Origin of the sequence: Citrobacter sp. Cpo090, assembly GCF_030332665.1 — a bacterium.
Classification (GTDB): domain Bacteria; phylum Pseudomonadota; class Gammaproteobacteria; order Enterobacterales; family Enterobacteriaceae; genus Citrobacter; species Citrobacter portucalensis.
Map to the genome: position 1 here is coordinate 454648 of NZ_JAOWHK010000038.1, position 19583 is coordinate 474230.

Sequence of the window (19583 nt, forward strand, 5' to 3'; positions counted from 1 at the left end):
GCAACTTACTGATGACGCTTACGTAAATTCTCAATCACCGTCGTCAGGTCGAGGTCCTGGTCTTGCAGCAGCACCAGCAGGTGATACATGAGATCAGAGGCTTCATTTGTCAGCTCAAAACGGTCGTTCACCGTCGCGGCCAGCGCGGTTTCTACGCCTTCTTCACCCACTTTCTGCGCAATGCGTTTGGTGCCGCTGGCATACAGCTTCGCAGTGTAGGAACTGGCCGGGTCAGCGGTTTTACGTTCGGCTAACAGTTGCTCAAGCTGATACAGGAACAGCCACTGGTGGTTAGTGTCGCCAAAGCAGCTTGAGGTGCCTTTATGGCAGGTTGGGCCAATCGGGTTAACCAGCACCAGCAGAGTGTCGTTGTCGCAGTCAGGCGCAATGCTCACCACATTCAGGAAGTGACCGGAGGTTTCTCCTTTGGTCCACAGGCGCTGTTTGGTCCGCGAGAAAAAGGTCACTTTGCCGCTTTCGAGCGTTTTATCCAACGCCTCCGGGTTCATATAACCCAGCATCAATACTTCACCGGAAACCGCATGCTGCACGATGACTGGCATCAGTCCGTCGGTTTTTTCCCAGTCCAGCTCGCGGCATTGTTGCTTCGTTAACATATCCTGATCTCCACGCCCTGTGTTGCCAGGTACGCTTTTAATTCGCCAATATTGATAATTTGCTTGTGGAAGACGGAGGCGGCAAGCGCGCCGTCAACGTCGGCATCCCGGAAAGCTTCCAGAAAGTGTTCCATGGTGCCTGCTCCGCCGGAGGCAATCAGCGGGACGTGGCAAACGTCACGTACTTTTTTCAGTTGCTCCAGGTCATAACCGTTACGTACGCCGTCCTGGTTCATCATGTTCAGGACGATTTCGCCCGCGCCGCGTTTTTGGACTTCCTGCACCCAGTCCAGTGTTTCCCACTGTGTGACGCGGGTACGGCTTTCATCCCCGGTATACTGATTAACGTGATATTTGCCGGTGTCCGCGTCATACCAGGTATCAATGCCCACCACGATGCACTGCACGCCAAAGCGATCTGCCAGACGGGTGATAAGTTCCGGTTCGGCCAGCGCCGGGGAATTGATGGAGATTTTATCCGCCCCGAAAGAGAGAATGCGCGCCGCATCGTCGATGGATTTAATGCCACCGGCGACACAGAATGGAATATCGATCACTTCCGCCACGCGTGACACCCAGCTTTTATCCACTACGCGTCCATCGCTGGAAGCGGTGATATCGTAGAACACCAGTTCATCTGCGCCTTCATCGGCATAGCGTTTTGCCAGCGGGACGATGTCACCAATAATCTCGTGATTACGGAACTGGACGCCTTTTACCACCTGCCCGTTACGGACGTCCAGACAAGGAATTATGCGTTTTGCCAGCATTGAATGGCCTCCTCAACGGTGAACTTTCCTTCCAGCAGGGCGCGTCCGACAATCACGCCGCGAACTCCGGTCCCGCGCAGGGCCGCTACGTCCTCGATTCCGCCAATGCCGCCAGATGACTGAAACGCGACCTGCGGGTATTTGGCGCACACTTCTTCATACAGCGCGACGTTTGAGCCGGCCAGCGTGCCGTCGCGGGAGATATCGGTGCACAGCACGTGCTTCAGGCCGACGGGTAAATAGGTCTCAACCAGTTCTTCCAGTGAAACCCCGGAATCTTCCTGCCAGCCGCTAACCGCTACCTGTTTGTTCCCGCGCTCGTCAATACGAACGTCCAGCGCCAGCACCAGCGCGTCGGCGCCAAAACGGGCAAACCAGCTTTTGACTATCTCGGGGGATTTTACCGCTGTCGAACCCACCACCACGCGCGCCACACCTGCGTCAAGAAGCGCCGCCACGTCCGCTTCCGTACGTACGCCGCCGCCAACCTGTACCGGAACATTGACGCCAGCGACCAGCGTTTTGATCAGCGGGATTTGCCGCTGCGCCGGGTCTTTCGCGCCGGTTAAATCTACCAGGTGCAATACCTCTGCACCCTGAGCGGCGTAATCCTGCAAACGGGGGAGAGGATCGTTACCGTAATCACGTTGCTTAGCGTAATCGCCCTGATGAAGACGCACCACCGTGCCGTCGATTAAATCTAATGCCGGAATAATCATTACATCTCCAGAAAGTTTTTCAGCAACTGCGCCCCAGCCGCGCCCGAGCGCTCCGGGTGGAACTGCACACCAAAGAAATTGTCCTTTTGTACGGCCGCGGTAAACGGTTCGCCGTAATTGCACTGGGCGATGGTCCACGGGTTTACCGGCATAGCGTAGCTGTGTACAAAGTAGAAATAGGCGCCGTCTTCAATGCCCTGGAACAGACGGTTTCCCGCCTGCGGATAGACACGATTCCAGCCCATATGCGGCAGCGGTAAACCGAAATCGGTCATCTTCGGAACGTCTTGTTCAATAATACCCAGCAGGGAGACACCGTTACTCTCTTCGCTGCGGCGGCCCAGCAGTTGCATACCTAAACAGATCCCCAGTACCGGTTGCGTACAGGCTTTAATCAGTTCAATCAATTCGCGTTCGTGCAACTGGTCCATCGCCGCCTGCGCGGTGCCTACGCCCGGCAGAAACAGTTTATCGGCGCGCAGCACTACGTCCGGGTCACGGCTGACAACCGGGTCGTATCCATGCCGTGCGACGGCAGATTTTACCGAGTGCAGGTTGGCGCAACCGGTGTCCAGAATCACCACGTCCATTACAGCACCCCTTTTGAGGAGGGCAGCGTGTCGCCTTCTACGCGGATCGCCTGACGCAGCGTACGGCCAAAGGCTTTAAACAGGCTTTCCACACGGTGGTGGTCATTTTTGCCTTTGGTTTTCAGGTGCAGGGTGACGCCCATAGTGTAAGAGAGTGAACGGAAGAAGTGTTCGATCATCTCCGTGCTCAGATCGCCAACGCGCTGGTAGGTAAACTCCGCGCGGTACTCCAGGTGTGGACGCCCGGAAATATCCAGCGCGCAACGTGCCAGGCACTCGTCCATCGGCAGCACAAAACCAAAACGGTTGATGCCGCGTTTATCGCCTAATGCCAGCTTTAAGGCTTCGCCCAGCGCCAGACCGGTATCTTCAACGGTGTGGTGATCGTCTATATACAGATCGCCCTTGACGGCAATCTCCATACGAAAACCGCCGTGGGTGGCGATTTGATCCAGCATGTGGTCAAAGAAGCCAACGCCGGTATTAATTTTGCTGCGGCCTTCGCGGTCCAGCCAGACTTTGACGTCAATCTGCGTTTCTTTAGTATTACGCTCAACGTGTGCGTAGCGGTCACATTTGGTCAGCTGCTCGCCGATCATCGCCCAGTTCAGGGTGTCGCGATGGTAACGCAATCCGCTAATGCCCATGTTTTCCGCGAGCTGAATATCGGTCGCCCGGTCGCCAATGACGTAGCTGTTCGCCATATCCATGGCCTGTTCAACCAAATACTGTTCAACCAGCTTCACTTTTGGCTTACGGCAATCGCACTCGTCCGCTGGCAGGTGCGGGCAGATCAGTACCTCATCAAACGTCACGCCCTGAGAGGTGAAAATTTGCATCATCAGGTTATGCGGACCGTCAAAATCAGCCTGTGGGAAGCTCTGGGTTCCGAGTCCATCCTGGTTAGTGATCATAACCAGCTTAAAACCCGCTTTTTGCAGTTTCAGCAAAACGGGAACAACTTCCGGTTCGAAGGCGAGTTTGTCAAAGCGATCGACCTGAAAGTCACTTGGCGGTTCGGAAATCAGGGTTCCATCACGGTCAATAAAAAGATACTTCTGGCTCATACTTGCTCCGCACGTAAGGCGTCAATGACGCGCTGGCTCTCTTCGCGGGTTCCGACAGTAATTCGCAGGCATCCGCTTAACGAAGGTTGTTTATTCTGATCTCGTAAGATAATGCCCTGATCCCACAAAGATTTAAATACGCTACTTGATGCGGTGAAGCGCGCCAGAACATAGTTGGTTTCCGAATCGAAAACCTGCTCTACACAGCGAATTGTTTTCAGGTGATCTACCAGATACTGACGCTCTTCCAGGATCTGCTCTACGCGTTTACGCATGGCGGAAATCCCTTGCGGCGTCAGCGCCTGGGCGGCGATATCTGCCACCGGCGTAGAGAGTGGGTAAGGGGCAATCACCTTTAACAGCAGATTGATAACCTCTTCATTCGCCAGCGTAAACCCGCAGCGTAAACCGGCGAGCGCAAACGCTTTGGAAAGCGTGCGTAATATCACCAGATGCGGATACTCAGACAGCCAGCCCGCCAGCGTGGCCTGCGGGCAAAACTCAATATAGGCCTCATCAGCGACCACAATAGCTTTACCCTGCGCCATTTCGAGCAGTGAACGCAGATCCTGCGGGTTAATCAACTGGCCGGTTGGGTTATTAGGGCTGCATACGTAAACCACCTTCACGCCATCAAGCTTGTCCGCGATGCCTTGCAAATCCAGTTGCCAGTTATCAAGGGTCGGAACGGTGCGGCATTCGACGCCAATCGTTTCGGCGCTGACGTTGTACATGCCGTAAGTCGGCGGGCAGTAGAGAATGGCATCTTTACTGGGTTCGCAAAACGCGCGCACCAGCAGTTCGATCCCTTCATCTGCGCCGCGGCTGACCAGCACCTGCTCCGGTTTGACGCCAGCATATTGTGCGTAATTCTCAATCACCGCTTTCGGCTGACACTCCGGGTAGCGGTTCAGCGTCTGCTGACTGAGCTGGAACTCCACGGCAGTGGGGTATTCATTCGCGTTGAGCCAGACATCGCCATTACCGCCGAGACGACGAGCAGACTGATAGGGCGTTAACTCGCGAACATTCTTACGGGCTAAATCAGTGACGCTGAGAAAGTTGTCAGTGCTCATGCTTGCTCCTTCAGGGCGTTAACGCGCAGGGTTACGGCATTTTTGTGGGCAGTCAGTCGTTCAGCGGCCGCCAGTGTTTCAATGGTTGAGGCCAGGGCAGAGAAACCTTGTGGGGTTAGCTCCTGTACGGTCATCCGTTTCTGGAAATCAGCCAGCCCAAGGCTTGAGCAGGTTGCGGTATAGCCGTAGGTCGGAAGAACGTGGTTGGTGCCAGAAGCATAGTCGCCTGCGGATTCCGGCGACCAGTCGCCGAGGAACACCGAACCGGCGCTGGTGATCTCATCAACCAGTTCACGCGCGTTGCGGGTCTGAATAATCAGGTGTTCCGGACCGTAGGCGTTAGAAATGGCCACGCACTGCGCCAGATCTTTGGCGATAATCAGCCGACTGGCACTGAGAGCCTGGCGGGCGGTCTCTGCGCGGGAAAGCTCAGCAAGCTGGCGCTCAACGGCTTTGGCAACGCCTTCGGCAAGCGTAGCGTCTGGCGTCAGAAGGATAACCTGCGAGTCGGGGCCGTGTTCTGCCTGAGAAAGCAGGTCAGAGGCAACAAAGTCCGGCGTCGCACCGCTGTCGGCGATAACCAGCACTTCGGACGGGCCAGCAGGCATGTCGATGGCCGCGCCGTCAAGACGCTGGCTGACCTGGCGTTTGGCTTCGGTCACATACGCATTGCCCGGCCCGAAGATTTTATCGACCTTAGGAATAGATTCGGTGCCCAGCGCCAGTGCGGCAATGGCCTGTGCGCCGCCTACGTTAAACACCTCTTTTACACCACACAACTGCGCGGCGTAGAGGATTTCATCGGCAATCGGCGGCGGTGAGCACAGCACCACTTTTTTGCAGCCGGCGATGCGCGCCGGGGTCGCCAGCATTAATACAGTAGAGAAAAGCGGTGCCGAACCTCCAGGAATATACAGGCCCACGGAAGCGATAGGGCGGGTAACCTGCTGGCAACGTACGCCCGGCTGGGTTTCGATATCCACCGGCGGCAGGATCTGCGCGGTGTGGAAAGTATCAATATTACGCACCGCCGCCTGCATAGCTTGTTTCAGTTCGTCGCTCAGGCGACTGCTGGCTTGCTGGATTTCTTCCTCGGTGACGCGCAGCGCGCCGACCTCGGTTTTATCAAACTTCGCGCTGTATTCACGCAGCGCCCGATCGCCGTTATTTTTGACGTTCTCAAGAATTTCGGCCACCGTACGGCTGATGCTGTCAGAGGCGGAAATCGCCGGGCGCATCAGCAGTTCGCGCTGCTGCTCGGGGCTACAGCTATTCCAGTCAATCAGGGTATTGAAGCTCATGGTCGTTACTCCATCATCTTCTCAATCGGCAGTACCAGAATTGAGCTGGCACCAAGCGCTTTCAGTTTTTCCATTGTTTCCCAGAACAGGGTTTCGCTGCTGACCATGTGCATGGCAACACGCTGCTGGTCGCCCGCCAGTGGCAGAATGGTAGGGCGCTCAGCGCCAGGCAGCAGGGCGATGACCTCGTCCAGACGTTCGCTCGGCGCGTGCATCATGATGTATTTGGATTCGCGTGCCTGAATAACCCCCTGGATACGGGTCAGCAGTTTGTCGATCAGTTGTTGCTTGGCGTCGGCCATTTCGCCGTCGCGCTGAATCAGACAGGCTTTAGAGCGGTAAATGACTTCCACTTCACGCAGACCGTTGGCTTCAAGCGTTGCACCGGTGGACACCAGATCGCAAATCGCATCAGCAAGGCCCGCGCGGGGAGCGACTTCTACTGAGCCGTTTAACAGACAGGATTTAAACGACACCCCTTTTTGATCGAGATAGCGTTTGAGCAGGTGCGGGTAAGAGGTCGCGATACGTTTACCGTTCAGTGCTGCCGGGCCATCCCAGGCTTCATCAACCGGGGTAGCCAGCGAAAGACGGCAGCCGCCGAAGTCCAGACGGCGCAGGGTAAAATAGCGAGGGTCTTCACCCTGGGCCCGGCGGTTGAGCAGTTCCTCTTCCAGAACGTTCTCCCCGATGATGCCGAGGTCAACGACGCCGTCCATCACCAGACCTGGGATATCGTCATCACGCACGCGCAGAATATCGATCGGCATGTTCTCCGCCATCGCAATCAGGCGCTGGGTGTGAAGATTAATTTTAATGCCGCAACGGGCCAGCAATTCGCGTGAATCATCGCTTAAACGGCCTGATTTCTGCATAGCTATGCGTAAACGGGTGTTGTCTAACATTCTTTATTCCTCGTTATCCTGTCTGAATCAGTTTGGGTCACGCACAAAAAAAAGCCCCCGGAAGAAATCTTCCGGGGGCTTTCTCATACGCTCATGCACCGCTGGAAGATTTAAATGTCTCCCAGCACACATCGCCTGAAAGACTAGTCAGGATGATGGTGATGATGGTGTTTGAATTGAGCGCGTGTCATAAATTTTCTCGATGAATGTTTATTCATTTGATGTCTTTTAACCTAAACCACTTTAGCTACGGAAAGCAAGGGCTTTTTTTGATCATTAATTCATTTCATATTGATACTATGAATTGTCAGCCACCGTGGGCTGGCGTAGCCTTGCGTTATAGGCCAAAAGTCAGGAGAGAAGGCATGAAAAAGGTCGCAATTGTCGGGTTAGGTTGGTTAGGCATGCCGTTAGCCATGTCGCTGGCGGCGAGAGGCTGGCAGGTTACCGGCAGCAAAACCACATTGGATGGGGTGGAAGCGGCCCGCATGAGCGGTATCGAGAGCTACTCGCTGCGCCTGGAACCTGAACTGGTCTGTGAGGCTGACGATCTCGATGCACTGATGGACGCCGATGCGCTGGTTATTACGCTGCCTGCACGCCGCAGCGGTCCTGGGGAAGCATTTTACCTGCAGGCAATGCAGGAACTGGTCGACAGCGCGCTGGCGTATCGCATCCCACGAATTATTTTTACCAGTTCGACGTCAGTCTATGGTGACGTTCAAGGCACAGTGAAAGAGGGGACGGCGCGTAATCCGGTCACGGCGAGCGGTCGCGTTCTGAAAGAACTTGAAGACTGGTTGCACAATTTGCCAGGTACGTCGGTGGATATTTTGCGTCTGGCCGGGTTGGTCGGTCCGGGAAGGCATCCCGGTCGCTTCTTCGCTGGCAAGACGGCACCAGACGGACATCATGGCGTCAATCTGGTGCATCTGGACGATGTGGTTTCTGCCATCACGTTACTGCTGCAAGCGCCTAAAGGGGGACACATCTATAATATATGTGCGCCTATGCATCCGGCGCGTAACGTGTTCTATCCGCAGATGGCCCGCCAGTTGGGGATGGAGCCGCCGGAATTTCGCGGCGGAACGGATAATGGTAAAGGTAAAGTCATTGATGGCAACCGTATTTGTAATGAGCTTGGGTTTGAGTACCAGTATCCTGATCCGCTGGTGATGCCGATGGAGTGACAAGCCAGCAGAGTGCCGCTGTATACCGCCAGGGGGCGAGTATGAAACCACTGCTGGACGTTCTTATCATCCTCGATGCATTAGAAAAAGAGGGCAGTTTCGCGGCGGCGTCGGCAAAATTGTTTAAGACGCCGTCTGCACTTAGCTACACCGTCCATAAGCTGGAAAGCGATCTTAATATTCAGCTACTCGATCGCAGCGGACACCGGGCTAAGTTCACCCGCACCGGGCAGATGCTGCTGGAAAAGGGGCGGGAGGTGCTGCACACCGTCCGTGAACTCGAAAAACAGGCCATTAAACTTCACGAAGGCTGGGAGAATGAATTGGTTATTGGCGTAGATGATACGTTTCCCTTTTCACTGCTGGCCCCACTTATCGAATCTTTCTATCAACACCACAGTGTGACGCGCCTGAAATTTATCAATGGCGTGCTGGGCGGCTCCTGGGATGCCCTTACTCAGGGCCGGGCGGATATTATCGTTGGCGCCATGCATGAACCCCCAGCAGCGAGCGAATTTGGTTTTGCACGGCTGGGCGTTTTGGAACAGGTGTTTGTGGTTGCGCCGCATCACCCGCTGGCACAGGAACAGGAACCATTAAATCGTCGTACCATTCGCCGTTTTCGCGCCATTGTGGTGGGCGACAATGCGCAGCATGCCAACGTCTCAGGTTCCCAGGTGCTTGACGATCAGGAAGCCATTACCGTTTTTGATTTCAAAACCAAGCTGGAATTGCAAATCAGCGGTCTGGGATGTGGTTATATTCCGCGCTACCTGGCGCAGCGATTTCTGGAGAGCGGCGTACTGATTGAGAAAAAAGTGGTCGCACAAATTGTCTTTGAACCCGTATGGATAGGCTGGAATGAACAGACCGCCGGGTTAGCCAGTGCCTGGTGGCGGGATGAAATTTTAGCAAATAGTGCTATTGCGGGGGTGTATGTGAAAACGGCTGCTGACAAATCAATCAGTTAAGAAAAAATATTCTTTTGTGGCTACTTCAATCTCTTGTTATTTCTCCCCAATTTAGTGCAAAATACGCCGCTTGCAAAAAATGACATTAACCGACGTTTTAATACGCGTCGGTTATTTTTTTGCATCAAACCAATCATTCATAAAAGAGGCCGGGCTTCGTACCGGATAGATACTTACTTAAAAATCGACAGTTGTTGTCGCTGAGGATTAACAAAAAATGGGGCAATTTTTTGCTTACGCGACGGTTTTCGCCGTAATGGGGGATAACCATGTCGCATAACGCTACTCCAAACACCTCTCGCGTGGAATTACGTAAAACGCTTACGCTGGTTCCGGTTGTCATGATGGGCCTTGCCTATATGCAGCCGATGACGCTGTTCGATACATTCGGTATCGTATCAGGAATGACCGATGGTCACGTCCCGACAGCTTACGCCTTTGCACTGATCGCCATCCTCTTTACCGCACTGAGCTACGGTAAACTGGTGCGTCGCTATCCGTCTGCAGGCTCTGCCTACACTTATGCCCAGAAATCCATTAGCCCGACTGTTGGCTTTATGGTGGGTTGGTCATCACTGCTGGATTACCTGTTCGCTCCGATGATCAACATTCTGTTGGCAAAAATTTATTTTGAAGCCCTGGTGCCGTCGATACCGTCATGGATATTCGTGGTGGCGCTGGTGGCCTTTATGACCGCCTTTAACCTGCGCAGCCTTAAATCCGTTGCGAATTTCAACACCGTAATCGTGTTGTTGCAGGTGGTGCTGATTGCAGTGATCCTCGGCATGGTCGTTTATGGCGTGTTCGAAGGGGAAGGTGCCGGTACGCTGGCAAGCACCCGTCCGTTCTGGTCAGGTGATGCACATGTGATCCCGATGATCACGGGCGCGACCATCCTGTGCTTCTCGTTCACCGGTTTTGACGGTATCAGCAACCTGTCAGAAGAAACCAAAGACGCTGAGCGTGTGATCCCGCGTGCGATTTTCCTGACTGCGCTGATTGGTGGCCTGATCTTTATCGTCTCCACCTATCTGTTGCAGCTGTACTTCCCGGATATCTCGCGCTTCAAAGATCCAGACGCTTCACAGCCGGAAATCATGCTGTACGTCGCCGGTAAGTTCTTCCAGGTTGGCGCGCTGATTTTCTCTACCATTACCGTACTGGCGTCCGGTATGGCGGCGCATGCCGGCGTAGCGCGTCTGATGTATGTGATGGGCCGTGATGGCGTGTTCCCGAAAAGTTTCTTCGGCTATGTACACCCGAAATGGCGTACTCCGTCTATGAACATCATTCTGGTTGGTGCAATTGCTCTGCTGGCAATCAACTTCGACCTGGTGATGGCGACGGCGCTGATTAACTTTGGTGCGCTGGTGGCGTTTACCTTCGTTAACCTGTCGGTGATCTCCCAGTTCTGGATCCGTGAGAAGCGTAACAAGACGCTGAAAGACCACTTCCAGTATCTGTTCCTGCCGATGTGTGGTGCGCTGACCGTTGGTGCGCTGTGGGTTAACCTGGAAGAGAGCTCAATGGTTCTGGGTCTGATCTGGGCCGGTATCGGTCTGATTTACCTGGCTTGTGTGACCAAAAGCTTCCGCAACCCGGTGCCGCAGTACGACGAAGATGTCGCGTAATAGCCGCATTTAGCTAAAAAAAACGGAGACATGTTCTCCGTTTTTTTATGCGTGGGACTTATACAATCTCTTCGGCATACTGCCAGAGTGATTTCAGCAGCATCAACTTCTCTTTGTTATCCGCATATTGCTGACTCAGCATCTGTAATTCATTGGCGTAATTTTGCAAAAACTCCGGTGTGAATACCTGGCGGCGATGATCCAGCCAGCGTTGCTGTTCGGCTTCGTCCAGCGTTCCCGGGAAGTTACGTGCACGGTAATTAAACAACAGTTTTTCAATGCGCTTATCGACAAAAGAGATATCCAGCGCCGGTAAATTGCGCGGTTCGGTTTCCAGAACGATTTTCATCGCCGCACGGTCGGCATCGCTGAAAAAGCCGTTGTACAGTTGGGCATCCACGTTTTCTGATGGCGTAAAGGGTTCCGCATCGGCGAAGATCGCGACCACTTTGTCGCGTATCTGCGGATTTTCGCGCAGAACTTTGAGATTATCCAGACAATGCTGGCGGTTAATGCCAAGACGGTCGGCATCTTCCGGACGCAGGGTATTCGCCTGTGCCAGTACCGGGCATTTGTTGATGTGCACCAGTTTAACCGGTACGGCCGGGTTATCACCCAGATCCGCTTTAGACGTGTAGAGCCGCTCGCGCAGGGCGTCGCTGTCGAGTTCGAGCAGCGACGAAATATCACCGGCTAAGTCGACCATAATAACCGCGTTACGATTTTCCGGATGCCAAGCCAACGGCGCTACCCAACTGGTGTTGCCGCGCCATGCGCCGAACATACCGGAGACATGGACCAGCGGCTTCATTTGCGGGACATCAATCAGCGCGGCCAGCTTGTGCTTATTACGATGGCTGTAGAGATAATCAAACAGACGAGGCTGGCGCGACTTCACTAATTGCGCCATTGCGATCGTGGCGTATACGTCCGCCATCGCATCGTGAGCATTGGCATGCTCAATACCGTTGGCTTTGGTCAAATGCTCCAGGCGGAAGCTGGGTAAGCCGTCGTCGTTTTCCGGCCAGTTAATGCCTTCAGGGCGCAGGGCATAGCAGGCGCGCATCACATCCAGAAGATCCCAGCGCGAATTATCGTTCTGCCAGCTCCAGGCATAGGGATCGTAGAAATTGCGATACAGGATGTTGCGCGTCACCTCATCATCGAAGCGCACGTTGTTATAGCCCAGGATACAAGTTTTCGGCACGGTGAACAGGGCGTGGATGCGTGCAGCAAAAGCGGCTTCATTCTCTCCCTTTTCACGTGCTTCCTGCGGTGTGATACCCGTAATCAACACCGCCTCTGGCTGCGGCAGATAGTCGTCTGCGGGTTTGCAATAAAAGACCTCTGGCTCGCCGATGATGTTGAAATCATTATCTGTGCGGATAGCCGCAAATTGCGCGGGTCTGTCCAGCGCCGGATGGGTACCAAAGGTCTCGTAATCGTGGAAGAGAAAACCAGGTTGCTGCTTGCCGTCATTCATTGTTCAGTTATGTCCGGGATCAATTTAGCGCTGGTCCAAGAATACCAAAAAATAGCGAGATAATCAGCTATGGCATTATCGAAGCTGGATTGTGTACGCAATAAAATTGAGATAAACAGGACATTAATAGAATTAATAAATAAATTCCGCACTGTTAAAATAAATTACGGAAATAAAATATCTTGAAGTTGCGAATTTGTAAATAATCTAATTGATAACCATTATTGTTATTTTCTTTTTCTTTGTTGTGTTCTGGAAACTTTAAAAGTCTTTTATAAACAATGGTTTTTATTTATGTCGGTTCGCTGCCATTCATTGTAATGAAATGTGATTGATGTAAAAAATAAATATTCTAAACGCCATATAATTATTGGATATATCTAATAACAGGAGGTTATATGAGCATTAGTCGGCGTAATTTTTTGCGAGGCGTGGGTATAGGCTGTTCAGCCTGTGCGATAGGCAGTTTTCCGCCTGGGGCACTGGCACGAAATTCTCCGGAGAGTATCAAAGGGAAAACATCCCTGACGCCAAGTTTGTGCGAGATGTGTTCTTTTCGCTGCCCAATTCAGGCTCAGGTGATTAATAATAAAACGGTTTTTATTCAGGGGAACCCTAATGCGCCACAGCAGGGGACACGTGTCTGCGCTCGCGGCGGCAGCGGTGTTAGCCTGGTCAACGACCCTCATCGCATTGTTAAACCTATGAAACGCACAGGGCCTCGTGGGAGCGGTGACTGGCAGGTCATTAGCTGGGAACAAGCGTATAAAGAAATTGCCGAAAAAATGACGGCAATAAAATCACAATATGGTCCCCAGGGGATCGTCTTCTCGTCTAAATCCGGCTCGCTGTCTGGCCATTTATTTCACCTCGCAACGGCTTTCGGGTCACCTAATACCTTTACTCACGCATCAACGTGCCCTGCAGGTAAAGCCATTGCCGCTAAAGTTATGATGGGTGGCGATTTAGCCATGGATATCGCCAACACCCGTTATATGGTCTCTTTTGGTCATAACCTCTATGAAGGGATCGAGGTTGCTGATACGCATGAACTGATGACCGCGCAGGAGAAGGGGGCGAAGATGGTCAGCTTCGATCCCCGTCTGTCCGTATTTTCCAGCAAAGCGGATGAATGGCATGCGCTCAAGCCGGGTGGCGACTTACCGGTGCTGATGGCCATGTGTCACGTCATGATCAATGAAAATCTTTATGACGCTGACTTTGTGGCGCGCTACACCACGGGGTTTGAGCAACTGGCAGAAGCGGTACAAGAGACCACGCCAGAATGGGCGCAGCAGCTTGCGGATGTGCCCGCTGATGTTATTGTCCGGGTCACCCGCGAAATGGCCGCCTGCGCGCCTCATGCCATCGTCAGTCCGGGCCATCGCGCGACGTTTTCGCAAGAAGAAATTGATATGCGGCGCATGATTTTTACCCTCAATGTGCTGCTTGGCAATATTGAGCGTGAAGGCGGTTTGTACCAGAAAAAAGCGGCGGCAACTTACAATAAGCTGGCTGGAGAGAAGGTCGCTCCGGTGCTGGCAAAACCCGATGTCAAATTACCCAAGCCAACGGCGCAGCGTATCGATCTGGTAGCCCCGCAGTTTAAGTACATCGCGGCGGGCGGTGGTGTGGTGCAAAGCATCATTGATGCTGTGTTAAACCAGACGCCTTATCCGGTGAAGGGATGGATTATGTCCCGACACAACCCTTTCCAAACCGTTACCTGTCGACCGGATCTGGTCAAAACCGTTGAACAGCTCGACCTTGTGGTCAGTTGTGATGTCTATTTAAGCGAAAGCGCGGCGTATGCCGACTACCTTTTGCCTGAATGTACTTACCTTGAGCGCGATGAAGAAGTTTCAGACATGTCGGGCCTGAATCCAGCCTATGCCCTGCGCCAACAGGTAGTGGAACCTATTGGTGATGCGCGTCCGAGCTGGCAAATCTGGAAAGAGCTGGCCGTGCAGTTAGGCCTTGGGCAATTCTACCCGTGGCAGGATATGCAAACGCGTCAGTTGTACCAGCTTAATGGCGATCATGCGCTATCTGCTGAATTGCGTCAGAAAGGGTACCGGGAGTGGGGTGTTCCGTTGCTGCTGCGTGAACCTGAAGCGGTGCGTCAGTTTGTGGAACGCTATCCGGGCGCGGTGGCGGTTGACAGCGACGGTACCTATGGCGAGCAACTGCGCTTTAAATCTCCATCAGGAAAAATTGAACTCTATTCCGAAGAGCTGGAAACGCTCCTGCCTGGCTACGGTATTCCGCGCGCGCGCAATTTTGCGCTCAAAGGCGACAGTGAACTCTATTTTATCCAGGGAAAAGTGGCGGTTCATACCAACGGTGCGACGCAATACGTGCCACTGCTTAGCGAGTTGATGTGGGATAACGCGGTGTGGATCCACCCGCAAACGGCCCGTGAAAAAGGCATCAAAAGCGGTGATGACATCTGGCTGGAAAATGCGACCGGCAAAGAAAAAGGCAAAGCGCTGGTCACCGCCGGAATTCGGCCCGATACGCTGTTTGTTTATATGGGATTTGGCGCCAAGGCGGGAGCCAAAACCGCAGCGACAACGCACGGTATTCACTGCGGTAATTTGCTTCCGCATGTTACCAGTCCGGTTTCTGGTACGGTGGTCCACACCGCTGGCGTTACGCTTCGTCGGGCATGAGAAAGGAGAACATCATGAATCAATCTACAAACCCTTATGTCATGCTGCATGACGAGAAACGCTGTATCGGCTGTCAGGCATGTACGGTTGCCTGCAAAGTTTTGAATGATGTGCCAGAGGGATTTAGCCGCTTACAGGTGCAGATCCGTTCACCCGAACATGAACCCGAGGTGCTGTCCCACTTCCAGTTTGTTCGCGTTTCCTGTCAGCATTGTGAAGATGCGCCGTGTGTCAGCGTTTGTCCGACCGGTGCGTCATTTCGCGACGAAAATGGCATTGTGCAAGTGGATAAGTCTCGCTGTATTGGCTGCGACTACTGCGTTGCCGCTTGTCCATTCCATGTCCGTTATCTCAATCCGCAAACGGGAATTGCCGACAAATGTAACTTCTGCGCAGATACCCGACTGGAGGCTGGACAATCGCCTGCCTGCGTTTCCGTTTGTCCGACTGATGCGCTGAAATTTGGTCGTCGTGACGATCCGGAAATTCAGCACTGGATAAATCAAAAAGAGGTTTATCGCCAGCAGAATACGCGTAGCGGCCCGGTGAGTGTTTATCGGCGTAAAGAAATCCATCAGGAGGGTAAAGCATGAATTCTATCTGGGGAGCAGAGCTTAACTATGCGCCGGACTACTGGCCGCTGTGGCTCATTTATGCAGGCGTTGTTATTGTGCTGATGATTGCGGGCCTGGTTATGCACGCGCTGTTACGTCGGATGCTGGCACCTAAAACAGCAATCGGAGAAGAACATCGGGACTACCTCTATTCGCTGGCAGTTCGTCGCTGGCACTGGGGTAATGCGCTGCTTTTTATCCTGCTTCTGCTGAGCGGCCTGTTTGGACACTTCTCTGTCGGACCGGTGGCATTGATGGTGCAGGTACATACCTGGTGCGGCTTCGCCTTGTTGGCCTTCTGGGTTGGATTCGTGCTAATCAACGCAACCAGCGGCAACGGTTGTCATTACCGGGTGAAGTTTAACGGGTTGATATCACGCTGCTTGTTGCAAACGCGCTTTTATCTGTATGGCATCATGAAAGGTGAACCACACCCGTTTGCCGCAACGGCAGAGAGTAAATTTAACCCGCTACAACAATTGGCTTATCTGGCCATCATGTATGCGCTGGTTCCGCTGTTGATCATCACCGGGTTGTTATGCCTCTACCCACAGGTGGTAGGGGCAGGGCCTGTGATGCTGGTACTGCATATGGTGTTGGCGATTGTCGGCTTACTGTTCATCTGTGCACATATTTACCTGTGTACGCTGGGTGACACACCGGGGCAAATTTTCCACAGTATGATCGATGGCTATCACCGTCATCGCAGCCATCACGCAGAGACAGCACCGCGCAAAGGGTAACGCCAGACGCTATTGATCTCTGAAATCCTTTCCTTACAGCAAGAAAATGTGCCTTATGTCACATTTTCTTGCAATTTATCCATGTTTGTTAGCCAGAACTTCCGTAAAAAGAACGGCTATTTCTCCATTTCCTGAGGACATGCTGTTGAAACGCCGTTTGTTTATTGCCGCTTCACTATTTGCGATGAGTTTTTCGCCCGCGTACGCGACCGACGTCGCCAGTTTCGCTCCACAGCCTCCGGCAATTAATGCCGGTGCGTGGGTATTAATGGATTACACCACGGGCCAAATCCTGACAGCCGGAAATGAACACCAGCAGCGCAACCCTGCCAGCCTGACCAAGCTGATGACCGGCTATGTTGTCGATCGCGCAATCGACAGCAAGCGTATTAGTCCGACAGATATTGTCACCGTAGGGCGCGATGCCTGGGCGAAAGATAATCCGGTATTCGTCGGTTCATCCTTAATGTTCTTGAAAGAAGGCGATCGCGTTTCCGTGCGCGACCTGAGTCGCGGGTTAATTGTTGATTCCGGTAATGATGCCTGTGTGGCACTGGCGGATTACATCGCCGGAGGGCAGCCGCAGTTTGTCGCGATGATGAACAACTATGTGCAAAAGCTGAACTTGCGGGACACGCATTTTGAAACGGTACATGGTCTGGATGCGCCAGGTCAGCATAGCTCAGCATACGATCTGGCCATGCTGTCGAGAGCTATCATCCATGGAGAGCCGGATTTCTACCATATGTACAGTGAAAAAAGCCTTACCTGGAACGGAGTCACGCAGCAAAACCGTAACGGTTTGTTGTGGGATAAAACCATGAACGTCGATGGTCTGAAGACTGGGCATACCTCCGGCGCTGGATTCAACCTGATTGCTTCAGCTGTTGATGGTCAGCGCCGCCTGATTGCGGTTGTGATGGGGGCGGAGAGTGCGAAAGGGCGTGAAGACCAGGCGCGAAAACTGCTGCAATGGGGACAACAGAACTTCGATACCGTGCAGGTTTTACGTAGCGGTAAACAGGTCGGTATTGAACGGATCTGGTATGGCGATAAAGAAAAAATTAGCCTTGGTACAGAGCAGGATTTCTGGATGGCGCTGCCTAAAGCCGAAGTCGCTAATATCAAAGCAAAATATGTTCTTGATAAGAAAGAACTGGTTGCCCCCATTGCTGCCCATCAACGTGTGGGGGAAATTGAACTCTACGATCGGGATAAACTGGTGGCGCACTGGCCTCTGGTTACGCTGGAATCTGTCAACGAAGGCGGCGTCTTCTCGCGTTTGAGCGATTACTTCCACCACAAGGCGTAGTTTTTCCTGATGTGCCTGACTGGCAAGAGTGCGAATCTGCTCACATAATAATCACTGATTCCTTGTGGCCGTTAAACCTAAAAATTACACTGTATATAAATACAGTGTAATAACGGAGGTTATATGGAGTATGAGATAAAGCAGGTCGAGAAACGCATAATTGCCGGTTTTCACATGGTTGGACCATGGGAACAAACGGTAAAACAAGGTTTCGAGCAGTTAATGATGTGGGTCGACGGTAAGCAGATCGTACCGTTGGAATGGATAGCCGTTTATTACGACAATCCTGACGTTGTTCCGGCGGAAAAACTGCGTTGTGATACTGTGGTGTCTGTGCCTGAAGGTTTTGAGATCCCAGAAAACAGCGAAGGGGTGATCCAGACCGAGCTGGCCGGTGGCGACTATGCTATCGCCGTTGCGCGCGTTGAAAATCATGACTTCGCGACGCCGTGGTATCAGTTCTTTGAGCGCCTGATGCAGGATTCGACGTATGCGATAGCCGCTAAACCCTGCTTTGAAGTTTATATGAACAATGGCATGGAGGACGGTTACTGGGACATTGAAATGTACGTGCCGGTACAGTCGAAGTAACTGTTTTTGGTGTAAATCAGGATGAATGTCCTGGTCATCAGGATGATGTTTTTACTCAAAAAGCAGGTACAATTCTGTTCTTTGCTATTCCCTGACGGAGTGCATGAGTGCGTGCAGATAAGTCACTGAGTCCTTTTGAAATTCGTTTGTATCGTCATTATCGTGTGGTGCATGGTGTTCGCATTGCGCTGGCGTTTCTTTTTACTTTTCTGTTGGTTCGCTTGTTGAACATTCCTGAAGGTACATGGCCTCTGATTACGTTGGTGGTAATTATGGGGCCTATTTCCTTTTGGGGGAACGTTGTCCCCAGGGCTTTTGAACGTATTGGCGGGACAATTCTGGGATCGGTACTTGGGCTGGTGGCCCTTCGTCTGGAGCTCTTTTCACTTCCGCTAATGCTGATATGGTGCGCGGTGGCGATGTTTCTCTGCGGCTGGCTGGCACTGGGTAAAAGGCCGTATCAGGCGTTGCTGATTGGTATAACGCTTGCCGTTGTTGTGGGCGCACCCGCTGGTGATATGAACACAGCATTATGGCGCGGTGGCGACGTTATTCTGGGGTCGTTACTGGCGATGCTGTTTACCGGCATCTGGCCGCAGCGGGCATTTATACACTGGCGAATTCAGCTGGCGCATTGCGTAACGGGATATAATCGGGTGTATCAGGCTGCGCTATCTCCCAACCTGCTGGAGCAACCGCGACTGGAGAAGCATTTACAACAGCTGCTGAGCGATGTTGTCAAAATGCGTGGGCTCATTGTTCCTGCCAGCAAAGAAACCCGCATTCAAAAATCCATCTTTGAAGCTATTCAAACGGTTAATCGTAACCTGGTCTGCATGCTTGAGCTGCAAATCAATGCGCTTTGGGCCAGCCGCACCAGCCACTTTGTCATGTTGAATGCCCATACTTTGCGTGAAACACAGCTCAGGACTCAACAGGCGCTACTGACGATAACCCACGCATTGTATGAAGGTAATCCACAGCCGGTTTTTGCCAATACGGAAAAGCTCAATGACACCGTGGTTGAGTTGCGTCAGCTTATTGCTGAGCATAAGGGCGATAATGTCGCTGAAACGCCCATTCACGGCTACGTTTGGCTAAATATGGAAATGGCGCGACAGCTGGAGTTGCTCTCTCATTTGATCTGTCGTGCGCTGCGCAAATAAAGAGCATATGAGGGGATTGGTTCTACTGCTGCTTCGATTCAGCAACGATTAGAGGTATGATACTGAAAAAGGCTAAAACCATTGGTAACTGCAATGGCTTTACCCTCGATAATTCAGGTTTCAACCATGCATGGTCGATGCAGATGCAACTTGAAGTATGGCGGG

Annotated in this window: 19 protein-coding genes, 1 pseudogene and 1 other annotated feature; of the genes and pseudogenes, 10 read left to right on the top strand and 10 right to left on the bottom strand. The window is 52.6% G+C overall.

The genetic code is table 11. The annotated features are described in order from the left end of the window. Positions 1-5: 5 nt before the first annotated feature. The 9 genes from hisIE to hisL form a co-directional block, all read right to left on the bottom strand. Positions 6-617 (bottom strand): bifunctional phosphoribosyl-AMP cyclohydrolase/phosphoribosyl-ATP diphosphatase HisIE, encoded by a 612-nt coding sequence (gene hisIE, locus OGY83_RS24545; RefSeq protein ID WP_123267473.1) that lies wholly within the window; start codon positions 615-617, stop codon positions 6-8. Then, positions 611-1387, bottom strand: coding sequence for an imidazole glycerol phosphate synthase subunit HisF (hisF, locus tag OGY83_RS24550; protein ID WP_079940112.1), 777 nt, complete (start codon positions 1385-1387; stop codon positions 611-613). Before hisF ends, hisIE begins: the two co-directional genes overlap by 7 nt. Then, on the bottom strand, positions 1369-2106 hold the full coding sequence (hisA, locus tag OGY83_RS24555) for a 1-(5-phosphoribosyl)-5-[(5-phosphoribosylamino)methylideneamino]imidazole-4-carboxamide isomerase (protein ID WP_148361798.1): 738 nt from the start codon (positions 2104-2106) through the stop codon (positions 1369-1371). Before hisA ends, hisF begins: the two co-directional genes overlap by 19 nt. Beyond that, a complete protein-coding gene (gene hisH, locus OGY83_RS24560) occupies positions 2106-2696 on the bottom strand; it encodes an imidazole glycerol phosphate synthase subunit HisH (RefSeq protein ID WP_048218057.1) in 591 nt (196 codons plus the stop codon). Before hisH ends, hisA begins: the two co-directional genes overlap by 1 nt. Beyond that, complete coding sequence (gene hisB, locus OGY83_RS24565) at positions 2696-3763, bottom strand: bifunctional histidinol-phosphatase/imidazoleglycerol-phosphate dehydratase HisB (RefSeq protein WP_286637119.1); 1068 nt, start codon at positions 3761-3763, stop codon at positions 2696-2698. Before hisB ends, hisH begins: the two co-directional genes overlap by 1 nt. After that, positions 3760-4839 (bottom strand): histidinol-phosphate transaminase, encoded by a 1080-nt coding sequence (gene hisC / locus OGY83_RS24570; RefSeq protein ID WP_286637120.1) that lies wholly within the window; start codon positions 4837-4839, stop codon positions 3760-3762. The genes hisB and hisC overlap by 4 nt, the downstream gene beginning before the upstream one ends. Further along, positions 4836-6140, bottom strand: a complete 1305-nt coding sequence (gene hisD / locus OGY83_RS24575) for a histidinol dehydrogenase (RefSeq protein ID WP_079940108.1) — start codon at positions 6138-6140, stop codon at positions 4836-4838. The genes hisC and hisD overlap by 4 nt, the downstream gene beginning before the upstream one ends. A 5-nt stretch (positions 6141-6145) precedes the next feature. Then, complete coding sequence (gene hisG / locus OGY83_RS24580) at positions 6146-7045, bottom strand: ATP phosphoribosyltransferase (RefSeq protein ID WP_003030161.1); 900 nt, start codon at positions 7043-7045, stop codon at positions 6146-6148. Between the two features lie 45 nt (positions 7046-7090). Continuing rightward, positions 7091-7213 (bottom strand) — a sequence feature (His leader region). Beyond that, positions 7189-7236, bottom strand: coding sequence for a his operon leader peptide (gene hisL / locus OGY83_RS24585; RefSeq protein ID WP_100250077.1), 48 nt, complete (start codon positions 7234-7236; stop codon positions 7189-7191). (Overlaps the previous feature by 25 nt.) Positions 7237-7410: 174 nt before the next feature. Between hisL and OGY83_RS24590 the strand changes: the two genes are divergently transcribed. The 4 genes and pseudogenes from OGY83_RS24590 to plaP all read left to right on the top strand — a co-directional run bounded on the left by OGY83_RS24590 (position 7411) and on the right by plaP (position 10837). After that, a complete protein-coding gene (locus OGY83_RS24590) occupies positions 7411-8235 on the top strand; it encodes an SDR family oxidoreductase (protein ID WP_003834190.1) in 825 nt (274 codons plus the stop codon). A 41-nt stretch (positions 8236-8276) separates the two neighbouring features. Further along, a pseudogene (locus tag OGY83_RS24595) lies at positions 8277-9261 on the top strand (LysR family transcriptional regulator). Positions 9262-9423: 162 nt separating this feature from the next. After that, positions 9424-9486 carry a membrane protein YoeI gene (gene yoeI / locus OGY83_RS25230; RefSeq protein ID WP_099045591.1) on the top strand — a complete coding sequence of 21 codons (63 nt, stop codon included), beginning with the start codon at positions 9424-9426 and terminating at the stop codon, positions 9484-9486. Then, positions 9476-10837, top strand: coding sequence for a putrescine/proton symporter PlaP (plaP, locus tag OGY83_RS24600; protein WP_123267467.1), 1362 nt, complete (start codon positions 9476-9478; stop codon positions 10835-10837). The genes yoeI and plaP overlap by 11 nt, the downstream gene beginning before the upstream one ends. Before the next feature lie 58 nt (positions 10838-10895). Here the strand turns inward: plaP and sbcB are convergent, their stop codons facing one another. Continuing rightward, positions 10896-12320: an exodeoxyribonuclease I gene (sbcB, locus tag OGY83_RS24605; protein ID WP_123267466.1), complete on the bottom strand. Its 1425-nt coding sequence runs from the start codon at positions 12318-12320 to the stop codon at positions 10896-10898. A gap of 398 nt (positions 12321-12718) precedes the next feature. On the opposite strand from sbcB, the gene phsA reads away from it, so the two are divergent. The 6 genes from phsA to OGY83_RS24635 all read left to right on the top strand — a co-directional run bounded on the left by phsA (position 12719) and on the right by OGY83_RS24635 (position 19418). Next, positions 12719-14992: a thiosulfate reductase PhsA gene (phsA, locus tag OGY83_RS24610; RefSeq protein ID WP_286637121.1), complete on the top strand. Its 2274-nt coding sequence runs from the start codon at positions 12719-12721 to the stop codon at positions 14990-14992. A gap of 14 nt (positions 14993-15006) precedes the next feature. Next, a complete protein-coding gene (phsB, locus tag OGY83_RS24615; RefSeq protein ID WP_079939822.1) occupies positions 15007-15585 on the top strand; it encodes a thiosulfate reductase electron transport protein PhsB in 579 nt (192 codons plus the stop codon). Next, positions 15582-16349, top strand: a complete 768-nt coding sequence (phsC, locus tag OGY83_RS24620; RefSeq protein ID WP_079939823.1) for a thiosulfate reductase cytochrome B subunit — start codon at positions 15582-15584, stop codon at positions 16347-16349. The genes phsB and phsC overlap by 4 nt, the downstream gene beginning before the upstream one ends. Positions 16350-16488: 139 nt before the next feature. Then, positions 16489-17661 carry a serine-type D-Ala-D-Ala carboxypeptidase DacD gene (gene dacD / locus OGY83_RS24625; RefSeq protein WP_286637122.1) on the top strand — a complete coding sequence of 391 codons (1173 nt, stop codon included), beginning with the start codon at positions 16489-16491 and terminating at the stop codon, positions 17659-17661. Between the two features lie 123 nt (positions 17662-17784). Then, positions 17785-18252 (top strand): DNA gyrase inhibitor SbmC, encoded by a 468-nt coding sequence (gene sbmC, locus OGY83_RS24630; RefSeq protein WP_079939824.1) that lies wholly within the window; start codon positions 17785-17787, stop codon positions 18250-18252. Between the two features lie 107 nt (positions 18253-18359). Further along, a complete protein-coding gene (locus OGY83_RS24635) occupies positions 18360-19418 on the top strand; it encodes an FUSC family protein (RefSeq protein ID WP_286637123.1) in 1059 nt (352 codons plus the stop codon). Positions 19419-19583: the final 165 nt, after the last annotated feature.